The 14,755-nt window shown below is 45.5% G+C and carries 19 protein-coding genes; 11 read left to right on the forward strand and 8 right to left on the reverse strand.

The features are described from left to right. Window positions 1–55 precede the first annotated feature (55 nt). From DSM107010_RS08695 to DSM107010_RS08705, 3 genes are all read left to right on the forward strand, one after another. Complete coding sequence (locus tag DSM107010_RS08695; RefSeq protein ID WP_015155583.1) at window positions 56–1,258, forward strand: ROK family transcriptional regulator; 1,203 nt, start codon at window positions 56–58, stop codon at window positions 1,256–1,258. 150 nt (window positions 1,259–1,408) lie between these two features. Then, the gene (locus DSM107010_RS08700; protein ID WP_106167320.1) at window positions 1,409–2,287 is read left to right on the forward strand and encodes a class I SAM-dependent methyltransferase; all 879 of its coding nucleotides are present in this window, start codon (window positions 1,409–1,411) and stop codon (window positions 2,285–2,287) included. Window positions 2,288–2,301: 14 nt separating this feature from the next. Further along, a complete protein-coding gene (locus DSM107010_RS08705) occupies window positions 2,302–3,030 on the forward strand; it encodes an HAD family hydrolase (protein WP_015155585.1) in 729 nt (242 codons plus the stop codon). Window positions 3,031–3,141: 111 nt separating this feature from the next. Here DSM107010_RS08705 and DSM107010_RS08710 read toward each other — a convergent pair whose 3' ends face one another. After that, entirely contained in the window at window positions 3,142–3,489 is a 348-nt protein-coding gene (locus tag DSM107010_RS08710) for an HNH endonuclease (protein ID WP_106167321.1), read from the reverse strand. 195 nt (window positions 3,490–3,684) lie between these two features. Further along, window positions 3,685–6,435: a two-partner secretion domain-containing protein gene (locus DSM107010_RS08715; RefSeq protein WP_106167322.1), complete on the reverse strand. Its 2,751-nt coding sequence runs from the start codon at window positions 6,433–6,435 to the stop codon at window positions 3,685–3,687. 841 nt (window positions 6,436–7,276) lie between these two features. On the opposite strand from DSM107010_RS08715, the gene DSM107010_RS08720 reads away from it, so the two are divergent. After that, the gene (locus DSM107010_RS08720) at window positions 7,277–7,675 is read left to right on the forward strand and encodes a response regulator (RefSeq protein WP_106167323.1); all 399 of its coding nucleotides are present in this window, start codon (window positions 7,277–7,279) and stop codon (window positions 7,673–7,675) included. 213 nt (window positions 7,676–7,888) lie between these two features. Here the strand turns inward: DSM107010_RS08720 and DSM107010_RS08725 are convergent, their stop codons facing one another. From DSM107010_RS08725 to DSM107010_RS42875, 5 genes are all read right to left on the reverse strand, one after another. Further along, window positions 7,889–8,236, reverse strand: a complete 348-nt coding sequence (locus DSM107010_RS08725) for a hypothetical protein (protein WP_106167324.1) — start codon at window positions 8,234–8,236, stop codon at window positions 7,889–7,891. Between the two features lie 152 nt (window positions 8,237–8,388). Further along, window positions 8,389–8,778 (reverse strand): response regulator, encoded by a 390-nt coding sequence (locus DSM107010_RS08730; protein WP_106167325.1) that lies wholly within the window; start codon window positions 8,776–8,778, stop codon window positions 8,389–8,391. A gap of 490 nt (window positions 8,779–9,268) precedes the next feature. Beyond that, complete coding sequence (locus DSM107010_RS08735; RefSeq protein WP_106167326.1) at window positions 9,269–9,880, reverse strand: hypothetical protein; 612 nt, start codon at window positions 9,878–9,880, stop codon at window positions 9,269–9,271. 122 nt (window positions 9,881–10,002) lie between these two features. Further along, on the reverse strand, window positions 10,003–11,124 hold the full coding sequence (locus DSM107010_RS08740) for a hypothetical protein (protein WP_127022778.1): 1,122 nt from the start codon (window positions 11,122–11,124) through the stop codon (window positions 10,003–10,005). After that, window positions 11,111–11,392, reverse strand: a complete 282-nt coding sequence (locus tag DSM107010_RS42875) for a helix-turn-helix domain-containing protein (RefSeq protein WP_373425468.1) — start codon at window positions 11,390–11,392, stop codon at window positions 11,111–11,113. Before DSM107010_RS42875 ends, DSM107010_RS08740 begins: the two co-directional genes overlap by 14 nt. 76 nt (window positions 11,393–11,468) lie before the next feature. On the opposite strand from DSM107010_RS42875, the gene DSM107010_RS08750 reads away from it, so the two are divergent. The 7 genes from DSM107010_RS08750 (at window position 11,469) to DSM107010_RS08780 (ending at window position 13,972) form a co-directional block, all read left to right on the forward strand. Further along, complete coding sequence (locus DSM107010_RS08750; protein ID WP_106167329.1) at window positions 11,469–11,846, forward strand: hypothetical protein; 378 nt, start codon at window positions 11,469–11,471, stop codon at window positions 11,844–11,846. A gap of 114 nt (window positions 11,847–11,960) precedes the next feature. Next, a complete protein-coding gene (locus DSM107010_RS08755; RefSeq protein WP_106167330.1) occupies window positions 11,961–12,233 on the forward strand; it encodes a hypothetical protein in 273 nt (90 codons plus the stop codon). A 21-nt stretch (window positions 12,234–12,254) separates the two neighbouring features. Further along, window positions 12,255–12,539 carry a hypothetical protein gene (locus tag DSM107010_RS08760; RefSeq protein ID WP_106167331.1) on the forward strand — a complete coding sequence of 95 codons (285 nt, stop codon included), beginning with the start codon at window positions 12,255–12,257 and terminating at the stop codon, window positions 12,537–12,539. 35 nt (window positions 12,540–12,574) lie between these two features. Beyond that, the gene (locus DSM107010_RS08765) at window positions 12,575–12,799 is read left to right on the forward strand and encodes a hypothetical protein (RefSeq protein ID WP_106167332.1); all 225 of its coding nucleotides are present in this window, start codon (window positions 12,575–12,577) and stop codon (window positions 12,797–12,799) included. A gap of 76 nt (window positions 12,800–12,875) precedes the next feature. Then, a complete protein-coding gene (locus DSM107010_RS08770; protein WP_106167333.1) occupies window positions 12,876–13,187 on the forward strand; it encodes a hypothetical protein in 312 nt (103 codons plus the stop codon). A gap of 119 nt (window positions 13,188–13,306) precedes the next feature. Beyond that, a complete protein-coding gene (locus tag DSM107010_RS08775) occupies window positions 13,307–13,615 on the forward strand; it encodes a hypothetical protein (protein WP_106167334.1) in 309 nt (102 codons plus the stop codon). An 18-nt stretch (window positions 13,616–13,633) separates the two neighbouring features. Beyond that, window positions 13,634–13,972 carry a hypothetical protein gene (locus tag DSM107010_RS08780; protein ID WP_106167335.1) on the forward strand — a complete coding sequence of 113 codons (339 nt, stop codon included), beginning with the start codon at window positions 13,634–13,636 and terminating at the stop codon, window positions 13,970–13,972. Between the two features lie 229 nt (window positions 13,973–14,201). On the opposite strand, the gene DSM107010_RS08785 is transcribed toward DSM107010_RS08780, so the two are convergent. After that, window positions 14,202–14,408 carry a hypothetical protein gene (locus DSM107010_RS08785; RefSeq protein WP_127022781.1) on the reverse strand — a complete coding sequence of 69 codons (207 nt, stop codon included), beginning with the start codon at window positions 14,406–14,408 and terminating at the stop codon, window positions 14,202–14,204. Window positions 14,409–14,755: the final 347 nt, after the last annotated feature.

Genomic DNA, 14,755 nt, shown 5'->3' on the forward strand with positions numbered 1-14,755 from the left:
TCTCTATAATGCTAATTTGTTTGTTAGAAAAACAAACTTACTAAAGATTAGAAAAATGACCGCAGATCGACATTCACCATCGATCGCCACCAATACAACACTGTTAAAACAAATCAACTATGCCCGCATTTTGGAACTTCTTAGATGTCGTGCGCCAAAGACTCGGGCTGAAATTGCCCGTTCCACAGGACTGACGCGATCGACTGTTACCGTAATTACAGCCGAATTAATCTCGCAGGGCTTAATTCGAGAAAGCGGTGAAATTATCGCGCCTCCTGGAGGGGGAAGACCAGGAGTCGGATTGAGTTTGAATCCCGATGGGGCATTTTTTATTGGTGCGGCGATCGAGTACGAACAGCTAACGGTAGTGCAGTTGAATTTAGCTGCCCAAGTTGTCAACCGCATTCAAGCACCACTAATAGGTAGTCGAGAACCAGAAATTGTCCTCAGCCAACTCGGACAATTAATTGGGCAAGTGCAGCAGTCCGATCCGACCAAACAAGAGCGATCGCGAGGAATTGGGCTAGCCATCCAAGCAACCATGAACTTAGCAGGTGTGGTCATCTATTCGCCATTTTTACAGTGGGTAGGTGTCGATCTGCGCCGCTACCTTCAGCCTCACATTCAATTGCCTTTATTTGTAGATAATGATGCGAACGCCGCCGCTTTAGCAGAGGTGTATCTAGGTAGTGCCATGCACTGTCATAGCTTGCTCTATCTATTAATTAATAAGGGAATTGGGGCGGGAATCGTGTTAAACAATCGCATCTTTCGCGGCGCTTACGGCACTGCGGGGGAAGTCGGAGCAATTTTACCAATGCCAACTGGCTGCGGAGATTTAGGCACATTTGTCGGTAGAGAGGCGTTGCTGCAAAACTATCGCCAGCGGGGAGGACAAGCAGGAGAAATTGGCGATTTGGTCGTACATTTCCGCCAAGACGAACCCCTCGCCCGCGCGGTTGTGTCTGAATGGGTGCAGATATTAGGCTGGGGATTAATTAACTTAGCAAATATTCTCAATCCCGAACGAATCGCGATCGGCGGACCGCTTGCTGTATTGGTTCCTCACGTTAAAGAGGAATTGGACTCGATGTTGCGAGACTGCGTACCTGGTAATGGTGGTGGTGGATTCTTCAGCGATCCGAAAGCTCGTTTTGACGTATCAGTTTTTGGCGAAGATGCGGCAGCAATTGGCGGGGCTGTACTTGCCTATCAGTCACTCTTTCAAGTTCCCGATTTAGTTTTGTTAGCTGGCTAATTTCAGGAGTTGGGGGAGTTGGGGAAGTTGAGGGAGCAAGACAATTCTAGTCACTAGTCACCAGCCACTAGCCACTGACAACTGCAAGAATGTATTAAAATTTGTAAATAGAAATAGCAAGTCGCGATCGTCCCTTAGCGAGGCATACTTATGGCAGCGCGTCAAGATACAATTTGGGAACAGTTCTTAGCGCCTGTCGTGCGTTTATTTATTGACGAAGAGGAGTTAAGGCGATACGCCCGTAGTATAGACTGGGAGAAAGAAAGCGATCGCTTTCGCCGTCCAGAGGTCAAGGTTCCCGTATATTACAGCAGTCAAAATTTTCACGGAATTAAGGGCGGATATCTTAATTCTGGTGCAGCTGTTTCTTACGATCCAATTACTCAATACGTCCTGCTACCTAATGAAACTCTAGTCCGTCAAGGATTGCTAGAACGTATTCGCGTTAAGCCAAGCAGAATTATAGATTTAGGCTGCGGTACTGGTTCCACGACGCTGATGTTAAAACAGGCTTTTCCCCAAGCAGAAGTTATCGGCTTAGATTTATCGCCATACATGCTAGTCAGGGCAGAAGACAAAGCCAAAACCGCAGGATTAGCGATTAAGTGGCTGCATGGAAATGCTGAAAAGACAAAACTACCAGCTGCCAGTTTCGATCTGGTGACGATATCCTTGTTATTTCACGAAACGCCAGCACAGGTAACTCAAGCGATCTTGCAGGAAAGCTTTCGATTGCTGAAAGCAGGCGGCGAGGCGATCGTTTTGGATGGCAATCAGCAGACTTTACGCCATCTCGATTGGTTGAATAATGTGTTTGAGGAACCATACATTCGAGAATTTGCGCAGGGAAATTTGGATGTCTGGATGGGTAAAGCAGGCTTTGCAGCAGTGCAGACTGATGATGTGTGGTTAGTCAATCAAGTAACTCGTGGAATTAAGCCTTTGATGCAGGAGACAGGAGACAGGAGACAGGAGACAGAAGAAGATATGGTAATAACAGAGGAATGGATTCCGGCTCCTGGGTATTAAGGTAATAATATAGTATGGCGTTAAAGGCAGTTTTATTTGATTTTAATGGCGTTATTATTAATGACGAACCGATTCATAAACAACTGATCGAACAGTTATTAGTTGAAGAAAATTTACGCCCAATCCCGGGTGAGTTTGAAGAAGTTTGTCTAGGGAGAAGCGATCGCGTTTGTTTAGCTGAATTGCTCAAACGTCGAGGTCGATTTGTGAGTGAGACATATTTACTCCAATTAATGCAGCGCAAGGCGCAGGCATACCAGCAAGAATTAGAAAAAATTCCTAACTTACCTACGTATCCAGGTTTAGAAGATTTGGTTTTTCAAGCCCGTAGCCAACAATTAAAGTTAGCTGTAGTTAGTGGCGCAATGCGATCGGAAATTGAATTAGTTTTGCAGCGTTTGAATTTGACACAATACTTTTCTGTATTAGTTGCTGGCGATGATATTACTACCAGTAAACCAGAACCAGATGGCTATTTGTTGGCAGTAGAACGCCTCAACCAACTCTATCCCGAACTTCGGTTGCAGCCAAGAGAGTGTATTGCGATCGAAGATACTCCAGCAGGAATCCAAGCAGCGAAGACAGCAAAAATTCCGGTTGTTGGAGTTGCAAATACCTATCCATTTCACATGATGCAACGTCAAGCAAACTGGGCTGTAGATTACCTCAACCAGTTAGATTTGGAATGGGTGCAACAAGTACTTTCCAAAGCAAACTCACAAGCCACCGTCGCTGAATGTTAAAATACCAAGTGGCATATAGGAATTTGAGACTAGCAGTCCAAAATCTAAAATTAGTACGGGGAATTAGCTCAGTTGGTAGAGCGCTGCGATCGCACCGCTATAGTAAGGTTTTCAAGCACTTACATTGTCAAAATTACACAAAACTTTATTTAGGTGGGCATACTCACCGTGATACTCAAGAGCTGCTTTGTTGAAAGCGCAAGCCGCATCTTCAGCTATAGAGAACCTACCGAGATGCTTTGTCTTACCATTGACTTTAATCTTTGCTACCCATTTCTTGTTTGTCTTATCCCAGCACACGCCTCTAAAACCGCTTTTGTTACCTCTCGTCTTGCTATTGGCTTGGTTCTGAGCGTTAGTAGCCGGACGTAGGTTTTCTAACCGATTATCCAGCTTGTCACCATAGATGTGATCGACTTGCAATCCACCTAGCCTGACGTTGTAGTAGCTCTCCAACACCTACCGATAAAGGTAAACCCTAGCTTGTATGAGCTTTCCTTCGTACCAACATTTAGGTAATTTAGCAGCAACATAGCCATTACAGTTTACGTGCCACCTCCATCCGTAGCCTATCAGCGCCTCCTACACCTCATCATCGGTAAATTCCCCTTTGCTTATTGGTAACAGTTTCACGCCGACACCTCTGCCGTGTAGTCATGAACTGGGACAGTTGCTAGGGGTTGCTTCAAACTGATTTGGTGTGGTGGGATTAGCATTGGTGAGAATAATTTCGCCTTTGGAGCCAAATTGCCAAGTAGTTGCTTCTACTAAGGGAGTTACTGTATCATTAATTACTTCTGGGGTAGTTGTTTCTACCGTTGCACGGTTTTCAGTTTCCGGTGTTTCTAGAGTTGCCCAATTGGTGAGGAGGGCATCAGAGCTGAGTTTATTGCCAGGCGCAGGAGGTAAGCCGCCTCGTCCAGCGACAACAAAGCGGTTTTCCGCTCCAGATGGACAACCTGCCGCTACTAAGGTAGAAGCATCGACTGGTGTTGTGGGTAGTTCGGCAAGATCGCGGCTGGGATCTATATCAGCGGCGTTGAAGGTAACAGTACCGCTTAAAGAAGGGTTGGCTTGAGAAATTGCTGTGATGTCATTACTTTGCAAACGAATTGGATCTAATTGCGTAGGATCGTTAGTCCTTAATAGAGTCTGGAGTTCTTGACGACTGCGTGGAACTAGCCCAAAAACTCTTTCAGATGTGATGTTGACGCTCCCACCACTCCCACTGAAAGCATTGGCGGTGATATCGCTATTTTCATCTGGAGCAGCAATGATGAAGGGAGTGTTAATTGTAATGTTGCCTCCATTACCAGGTTGTTGTGCTGTACCTGCTGAAGTTGAGATGCGGCTATTGTTACGTAATCCTAAATTTCTACTTACCTGCAACTCAATATTTCCGCCATTACCTGATGTTGTTTCTGCTGTAATTTTGCCGTCATTCAAGTTTAGGGAGCGAGTATTGATAATTAGGTTGCCTGCATCCCTTGTTCCCTGATTGCTTACAGTCACTTCAGCTCCATCTTTGACGTTCAACTGCCCAGTAGAAATATTTAAAGAGCCGCTTTGACCTGTGGAGGCTTTGGTTGCACTAGCAAATAATCCACTATTAGGACCTGCATCACTGACAAAATTCTCATCAAATTGAGCCAGTCGATCAAAATATGTGGAGTCGCTACCTGAAAGGATAATTCTGTCGGTCACATTCAGGTTTATGTTACCTGCTTTGCCACTGCTACGACTTGTAGTACGGACTTGTCCGCCGCCAGTGGCTTCAAGAGTATTGGCATTAACGGTAATGTTACCTCCACCACTAGCATTTCGGGTGGCAGCGTTGATAGCAGCACTATCTGCTATACGCAAAGTACCTGTATTGACTGTAATATCTCCTGCCTGACCGCTTGCTCCTTGCTCGGTGATTGTCAACAGTCCACTAGAGAATCTCTGGTTAGAACTCAATCCAGCAAGATCGATAGAGTCTGTTGCAGTAACTCGGATATTTCCTCCTTTGCCTTGTCCTCCAGGTAAACCTCCCTCTTGTCGGAAAACAGAGCTAGAAACTTGAGAGCCATTCGTTAAGGTGAGCGATCGCGTTTGGATCTCAATATCGCCACCAGCACCTATTGCTCCCTCTGTTACAAGACTAACGATTAAGCTGCTATTTGTGAGAGTGATAGCACCATCAGCCCGCATAAATATGTTTCCCGCATCTCCCTGTCCAGAAGTATTGGCATTCAGTTCAGCATCATTTAAGGAAAGCGAATCAGCCACAATATTGATGTTACCGCCGTCACCTACCGATCCCCTTTGTACAGTGTTGAATATACCTGAGCCTGGTGAAGCATTAAAGACTTTGGTATTAACAAAAATGTTACCTGCTTTGCCAGCAGCATCAGCGAATGTTTGGTTGTAGAGACCAGAGCTGAGACCAGTAGCTCCAATGCCAGAGATGCTGAAATTGTTTGCATTAACAATGATATCTCCTCCATTTCCCTGTCCCTCAGTTCCCGCTGCTAAGCGTCCACCGTTGGCTGCCGTGAAGCTATTGGCATTCACCACAATATTTCCCCCTTCCACACCTCGGACGCTAGCTCGTCCGTCATTACTGAGGGTGACATTTGACAACGGGCTTTCTGGCGGGAAAGTAAGACTGAATGTGTTTCCTGTTGCTGCTAATCCTACAGTCCCTACCCCTACTATTCCCCCCAACTCCACTCGACCGCTAAAAGCATTCAATCTCCCACCATCCTCTAGGGACACATCTCCGCCTACTAATAACAAACTCCGACCATCTGCAACTCGCAAACCAAATTCATTCGCACCTGATGGTGTTAATCCTGCTGGTGCTGTTGAAATATTTTTGATGGAGCCATTAGGAGGTTGATTAAACAGAAATGCCGAAGGGTTAACTGTCAGTAATGGCGGAGCATTAGGATCGGTTGCACTGAATAAGCCCTGTTCGCCAAACTGTATAGCATTAGCTGTACTCGCTACAAACGAGCCACCAATATCTAGCTGAGCATCGCGTCCAAAAACAATACCATTGGGATTGAGCAGAAATAGATTAGCCGTGCCGTTGGCTCCAATCAAGCCATCAATATTAGAAATCGAGCCGCCTGTAACTCTGGTGAGGATATTTTGAATATCTGGAGCATTGTTAAAAATAGCTGCTCCGTTGGTGGGAACAGAAAACTGTTGAAAGCTGTGAAATAAATTTCCCCCTCGCGTGGCTCCACCAGTGACTGTATCTACGCTATCAGTACTGGTAACAACAGAATTTTCCCCACCTAATGTATTATCCGGTACAACCTGAGCCAGCGCAGTACTCGAAAACGCGATTATGCCCCATATTGCTGTGCCAGCCAATCCTAACCGTACTGCCCAGTACTTAAGAATTAAAGACATCCGCAGATCTATCCTGTCTATTGAGCTAAATCAGTTTCACACAGCGAATCATCAACAACTGTAAATGCTTGCGGAGAAAAAATCAACTAAAGAGAAATAGGTAATGTAGCTCGATCTAACCTACTTAAATAGCGATAGATCAATACTTTTAGTTTCCTACTCTATGAAACAATACTTTGTAATTTAGTGGAACGAGCAAGATTTAGGCGATGAAAATAGCAGGCAATGAGCAGAAAAGCCTACAAAAGTGACCTAAGCGATAAAGCAGTTTGATGAGGAGGTTATTGCGGGTAAGCGTCTATTATTTATGTCGGACTCCTGCCGTGTAGCCGATTTCAAATCGGACTGCGCTCCACCGTCCCCTGGAAATTTACCGGGGCGCTATCGGGGGCAGGGCTATACAACCATCTGAAACCCAGACACACTGCGGCTTTAAGGGTAGCGATCGAACATCTTGCGACTATACCAATATTCTCAGTATAGCTAAGGTGCAAAAGGTGCGCGCAGACTTTGTGTGCGAAATCGCTAGTGTGACCGATTATGCCAAAATTTCGGCTAAAATGCCCGATTAAGGTGCGCGCGAGATATCTGTTAATTTTTTCCGTTTTCAAAACGGAGAACTTAACTAGCTTGGAGTGTTTCGGTTTGAAACGGAGCAGGGTAAACTCTTGCTGACACCCGTGGATGAGGATGGCAGGTTAGTCAGGTAAGTGCGTAATTTACGCAGATGCAGTGCTTATGATGGGGTAGAATTCATTTGCTTGCTATGCCCGTAGATAGAAGGCAATTTAACTGACTGTAGTGTCCAATACAAAGGATAATCAACCAGTTCCCTCCAAACATGGTTTTACAGCGTTCTCCCCAGAACAATCAGCAGGACAACAGCCACCCGCTAGTGCTGGCTGTTAATGATTATGCTGATAATCTAGAATGCCTTACTTGTCTGCTAGAGATAGTCGGATGTGATTCTATGGCTGCATATCACGGTCGGGGTGCAATAGAAATGGCACAGCAATATCAGCCAGACTTAATTCTGCTAGATATCATGATGCCGGAGATGGACGGTATGGAAGTTCTCAAGCGACTTAGAAACAACCCAAAAACAAGAGAAACTCCAATAATTGCTGTCACAGGAATGGACAGGAACAGAGAGTACTTTCTGTCAGCAGGTTTTGATGACTGGCTGGGAAAACCAATTGAGTTAGAAAAGTTAGAGGAAGTTATACGTCGTCACATCTAGCTTATGAATTCATGAATATCCTTTGATTTCTTAAAGGTCAGTAGCTTCAATTGTTGGTATGCACCTAATAAAATTCCTACCAACTAGCGCCGCAGTGGGAACGAGTATGAAACGCCTATGTATTACCTTATTTGATATTTCTGCACGGCAGCGTACTTTTCCTCAACCAATAGGCTGAATTCCTCATCTCAAGCGTTTATCAGCGAAATATAACTATAGATGCTTCCCAACTAACTTGATTCTTTTTTGCATCATCTGGGCGAAAATAGTTATCGCCTGAATAAACGCAGCTCTTGCTTCCGATTGTGTATGTGCAATCAGCATCATCAAAGCCGAAGAATAATCCTCCAGTTCCATTGCTACCTGGGTGTAGACAAGTGCTTCTTCTGCTTTGTGCTGAATCACCTGACCGCATTCCTCGATAAGTAGACCGTGTTCTAGTGCCAATTGGTCGCTACGTTCTTGCAATCTCTTACCCCACTCCTCTACTTTGAGTCCGTGTTCTTGTAATTTCAGGGCATGTTGCTCCAGTATGCGGGTAGAGATTGCAGCTTCGTGCATGACAAATACGATAATGATTTACAGCAGAAGAATACCTAAATCCTGCAACGACTGGCTTCTACCGAAAGTTAGCAGTACGAATGTTGTATTGGTAACTGTTGTAACAGTCTTAGAGATTCAAAAGCGATTATGAAACGGTTAGTGCTTTGTGTCTAGGAAACATAACTTTTAATCACTGTTTCCAGAAATTCAATATCGTAGGGTTTTGCAACGAAGTCATCACAACCCGCTGACAAACATCTTTCTTTCTGTTCTTTTGAGACCATACCAGTCACGGCAATGATGGGTATTTTCGCTGTCCGAGAGTCTTGCTTGAGACACTGAGCAACTTCTAAACCACTTATGTCAGGTAGCACTATATCCAATAAAATCAAGTCGGGCTGCTGTTGGTGTGCCATAGCTATTGCAGTCCGACCATCAGTAGCGGTGATGAATGGAAAGCCTATCAACTCCAATACCTGGATAATCAATTCTAAGTTGTCCGCACCATCTTCAACTGCCAGAATTAATCCCCGTTGAGAATTGTCAACCTGACTCTCCACGACAGACGAACCCTCTTAACATTTATAGCTGCTAAGCTCTATCTTAAGTGATACGTCTTATGGCATACACTCTATGTTACTTAAAAACTGTTACATTATACTTTCCGTAGCATAAATTAACTCACTGTGGTGCATATGGCTGCAATACCTGAACCGAGTCACCATAAAGCTTGTATCTGGGGAGGTTCGTCGAGCCTGTGTTTAATGAGTTAGTCAAAGCAAAGCCTCCTGTGTTAGTGCCAAGAGGCTAGCAGTAAAGATTTATCTACTTGCTTCTGATTATGTATCAGGAATAACAATTATAGACTAGACTACGGCAAAATCTTAACAGAAACCCTTGCCTGCCTTATTGACAAAATGGAGGGAATCGCCCCTATCTAAATCCTTGCTGTGTAAGGCTTCCAAACTATTGGGAATTCTCGGTGTTTGAAATCCTGAGTAGAAAATGGTTTCAGCTTTAGTGTTATTGAGAATAAATATACCAATAATCTCAGTATTGAGATGCAGCTTCGCGAAGTTTTGCGACCATGAGCTGTATAATTTCGCCCGGTGTGGTGTCTAGCTCTTTAGCCATTTCTATCACTGTGTTAGCCGACTTGATATCAGTAACGATAGCCCGCTTAGTCTTTGGCTTAGCATCTTTGGTCTTATACCGCTTGATAAAAGACATGGCGGAGGTGACGGAAGGTTCGTTGCCACACTCTTGCATGAAGTCGTCCCACAAAATCGCGATCTCTTCGTCGTCCAAACTACTCCAGGTGCTGTACAGGGAGTAGCTGGGCGGTAATGTAGCGGTATCGTAGCCAGCCGATATCAGCGTGCGGTATACGCGGGAAGCCTTAATGTACTTTTGCGCCATGTTGCCCGTCAGACCCCATTTGGCATAGACATATTTGGCAAATGTTTTATAGCCCGCAACTTTAAATAAGCTCTTCGCTCTAATCCGCTCTATCGCCTCGCCCATCTCTACGAAATTCATGCCTAGCTGGGTTACAGTGGCTTCTAACTGCTCCAACTCTGATTCGGCGGATAACTCTAGGGCTAAGGCTAGCGCTAGTGGTTTTGGCGGCTCTTTGAATGCAGCGGGAGATTCACAAGTCATTGCTAACACGATATATCCTCTCTAATTAAAAGTTCCGCAATATGCAGTCCAGGCTTTATTGATTTTTGCCGTCATTTCGGTAGCGATCGGTAGTTTATTTCGGTCAGGATGCCAAAACTCGATTAGCTTTCTGTAGCGCGGTGGTTGTACTCAATACCCTCTAGCTCCCGAAGACCCAACACAGACCAGGGCGTGTCTCTTTGACCTAGTGTATACTGGTGGCTTAATTCCCACAGCTTTAAAAGTTCTTGTTGCTCAGTAATCTTAGCCTTCAACACCTCCACTTCGGTCTGCCCCAATAACTGCCTTGCCTTAATCAAATTGTCGCGATTCGCCAATGCCTCCCTGACCAAATCTCGCGTCTCTTCGGTGCTAAGGTTTTGATTTAGTCCCAGTCGTTGAGCTAACCCCTTAACCTCTCTCGACCCTAACTTATCTGCCTCGATCGGCACAGGCTTTAACCGCTCTACCTCATGCCGCAACCTTTCATTTTCTGCCCTGAGCTTGGCGTTTTCATAGCCCATCTCTAGCGGATCGATCTGGATAGTAGCCAATGCCACCCTCCTCTTTTTCTCTTCCCGCTTAATCTGGGCTTGTGTCTTCGGCTTAACTCTAGCCAGATAGCTAGCCATTGATGCTATGTCCCCCGGCTTCAGCGCTACACCAACCGGCATTGTGTCGCTCCTCTCTAACTTATATAAAGCCGCCTCGACCCGCTCCAAATCATGTTCTAGCTCATAGATATATTCCACCAACTCCGCCCCCGTCGCTCCCGCAAACCCAGGCTTAAACCTCGGTTCAATGTCTTCAAAACTACCGCTGCTGTCACTTTCAACATCGGCTGCCTTAAGGTTGGGTACGGCATTTGTTGCGTTTTGTAACGGATAAATGTCACGGTGACAAATATCCGGTGTCGATTTGTATCCCTGAGTTACCCTTTTCCGCGCCGCATCTGGACTAGGATTTAGGCGCTTCGCTTCTTGGTGCTGCTGGTATTCCAAGATGTTTTCTAAGCGGCGGTAGAGCGTGCGGTCTGCCACGGTAATGCCTGCGCCCATGTCACGGTAACGGCGGATGGTAGCGGGAAAGCTAAGACCGAGCGCCAACGATTCTTTCCAAAGAAAGTAGGCGACATCGGTAAGGTCGGATTCAGCACGCTGCACCTTGAACGTAATCCATTCAAGAGAGCCGTAAGGTGGCTCACATGTCGCTGCCAGAGGTAGTTCTACATCAGTGCTTTGCATCGTGCGCCCTCCGACTCTCTTGTGCTGCGCTTATTAACTCATCTAATGAAACTTGATAAACCTCAAGTAGTTTCGGTACATCCTCTATCGGCACTCTTGGAGAGTGTTTGCCATTATCCCAATTCCTAACTGTGGACTCGGCAATACCCAGTCTTGAGGCTATGTCCACAGTCCTTAGCCCAACTTTTTCGCGTAGTTCTTTCATATTCATGCGAAGAATTTTACTATATATAGTATAGCATTTAGTTGCTATGGATTCTAATAGCATTTTGTGCGCAAGCAGTTGACAACAGCAGTTAACTGCGCTATTATATAAGAGTAGAGACAAGACAGGAGGTAAATAAGTGGAAGACGATCGGATCAAGTTGATAGTAGAGATTCAGGATCTGGTAGGAAAGTTGACAAAGCTAACCAATTTTGGACTTGAGTTACCAACGCGATACCCGAAACCATCATCGATTAATCTTACAGGACAGCAATTGGAGGTCTGGCAGCTAATCAGAGATGCGGACGAGAGCTACAACTGTGCGAGTATCGGCAAAAAGCTGATGAATTCACACTCTGACTGGGATAAGAAGCGGGCAAATGGCGTAGCTTCTAGAACCCTATCTAGACTCTTTAAGCGTTACGGCTTGATCGAGTACATCGGCAAGACCGCTGTTGTGGAGAAAGGTAGGCTTTTAAGCCACTACCGCACCATCCGCGACAACAGTAATAACTAACGACACCTCTAGCCAAAGGTTTCTGCGGCTAGCGGCTGTCAAACGGGCAGCAAAACAAAACCCTCTTTCTGTTAGCCGCAGAAAGAGGATTGTACAAAAAAGGAGTTGTTTTAAATGTTCTTACCCCTATTATATCCCGAAAACCAGCTAGATGAGTACGACGCTATGGTGCTAGACAACTTGCTGGGACTGGATTTAAGCGCCAACGCTGAAGCCAAGCACGACCAAGGAGGTAGCTATCAAAGCTATGCCATATTAAAGCCCACAGAAGGCGGCGTGTATAAGGCGATCGAGGTCTGGACGAAGAGCGACAACCCGCTAAGCGTTCTTAACTATATCCGAAGCCTGTATCACCCGAGCGACTACTACCTGCTACACCTTTGTTAACTACATATCAAGAAATCAACTATGCAATATGTACTTCGTTTCGATAGCGGCTATAAATCTATCTGTATCGGCTCCCTAGAGCAGATGGGCATGAGTAGCATAAGTGAGTTTTGTAGCGTTTATAGAGACCTCTTTGATGAAGGTGAAGTAGCTGACGGTATCACGCTAATTTGCGGTATCAACGGCGAACGACTATATATCTCCAACAGTGAAGAGGCTATGTACCAATATGCAGAGGAAGTTAATCAAGCGCTATACGACGAGTTAAATCGACCCAGCGACGTGCCAGACGAACAAGACCGTTAGACCACTAGACCACAAACACATCAAAGGAGACCAATATGCGACAAGTTTACAGTTTTAAGCCAGGACGCGATCCCGTGTTACTTGGCAGCTTAGAGGAGTTTTCGGAGTTAACAATCTGCGGCAAGAAAGATAAGGATTTCGGAGTGATTGAAATCGATTTGGACGGAGGCAACCTGTTTGTTGCTGACAATGAAGTTGAGATGTGGATGTATGCAGGCGAGTGTAATGCCTTGCGAGACGATTATCAACCGACCAAATAGACAACGTTAAAAGCTACCGCAGCGCCTAGTAAACAATGCGGTAGCCCTAGCCCAAACATCAAGGACTAAAACAATCATGACATACGAATACCAGATAGAGTATCTCGACAACCTAAATCAAGAGCAAGAAGACAACATCTCTATTGCTTTGGAAGCAGATGGAGCAGATGACGGGTATCGCGGCATACCCCTCCAATCGACCGATCCGGTATACGTCAGAGGCTATAACGTCGGCACTATCGCCAAAGCCGACGCAGAGTTCGCCAGCTTCCAACGTCAAATAAGGATCGCCAAAGAGAATTGCGACCGCGCCCTAAAAGACTGCCGGGAAATGGGACGGATGCTAGACGACCTTAAGTTCCAAGATTGGTTGGACGAAAATTTCTAACAACTAGTACCGCACCCATCTCAATGACGGTGGGTGCTACTTTACAAAACTTTACATTTATAGGGGAAAGTTATGACTGGACACCAACAGATAGCACAAGAATTTAGCGGGGAGTGGACATGAAGACACTATTACTCGCCCTATTTATCTCGCTGTTGCAAATACCTGTATCGTTAGCACAGCCGAAGCCCTTATATCTTTGGGAGAGGTGCGATCAGCTCAGTTATAACTGCTCCAACTATGATGCGCTCAATATTGCCAGAGAAATGCGCTACTGGTATCGCGCTGTAACTAAAAAGGATGTGCTTACCGATAAAGATCTCGTACAGTACTACCCCGACACAGCCGAGACCAGGGAAATCATGGACAAAGTAATTCGGGATTGGTTCGCATCACAAGAAGATACCTGCCAAAGTTCACGCTTTTGAATAATACGAGGCAAAAAGATGGCAATAGATTTTAACCGCGCACTCCAGCGCAAATTTGTTGAGGAGATGTTTCGGAGTCCGGCAACCTTGGGCGCTCTATTTACCACCGATGACGAGCGGCTTAGATATCAAGACCTTTGCTTTCCCTACCTTGAGCAGATGTACCAAGCAGCTAAGGCAGACGACTCAGATCGCTTCTGGTCGATATTCAGCCGTGTCGAACACGCTGAACCGCAACGCTTGGCATGGTTTGCATACCATTATCTGCTTGTATGTGAGGATCGTAAGCTCGTCGTCTGGTATCTCGATCAGGTGATCGACGGTAAGAGTCATCCGTACATGAAAAGCCCGAAATAGCCTTCTATGTAAGGCTCTACCCTGCGCTAAAATAGAAGCGTACACGCATCAAATTCTACTGAACGGCGTATTGACCGCGGCAGCAGCTCCACCACTCAGGGGCTGTTTTTTATTGCGGGTCTGAAGTTAAAAGATTGGGGTGTTAATGCCTTACTTTTTCCTATAAATATATATAGTTTTAAGAAAAAAGTGAGGCAAGACTGTATCAAATTATGATACAGAACCTCGATCAGACGGGCAATTCAACACCAATGACCGCAGCAATCATCCGCCTTAACTCCCACCTCCTTCTACACGGATAAGGTATTCGCTCGTACTCATCCAACATCCTTTTAACGGTATCTCGATGCTCCGGCAACATACCGTCTAGCTTCTTCTGTAGGACTTCCGCCCGATTATGCGCTAGTCCCAATGCCGAAATAACACGATACTGCATTTATCGATATCTCCTACTGAGCATTCCATCGGGTAACTGCTGCCTCAATAACTCTGCCTCCACTACTCGTCTTACCTGTTCAGTAAGCTTTTGTGCCTGGTTATAATCCATAGCACCTTCACCTGGAGCGTTATTGACTGTGATGTTAATACTATTGCTTAGGTTGTTATTGCGGTTGTACTTGGCAGGAATAACCGCTTCACCTTGATGCAGATAGGCTAGTTGGTTAGTGGGGACGTATGGCGTACCGGATGCATAGCCTGGTATGCCTAGTACTACAGTTGTAGATAGCTGAGCGATTGGGAAAGGCGACGTTTGTAATGATAAAACTTAGCAATCGCTTGATG

It is taken from the genome of Chroococcidiopsis cubana SAG 39.79 (assembly GCF_003991895.1).
Taxonomy (GTDB): domain Bacteria; phylum Cyanobacteriota; class Cyanobacteriia; order Cyanobacteriales; family Chroococcidiopsidaceae; genus Chroococcidiopsis; species Chroococcidiopsis thermalis.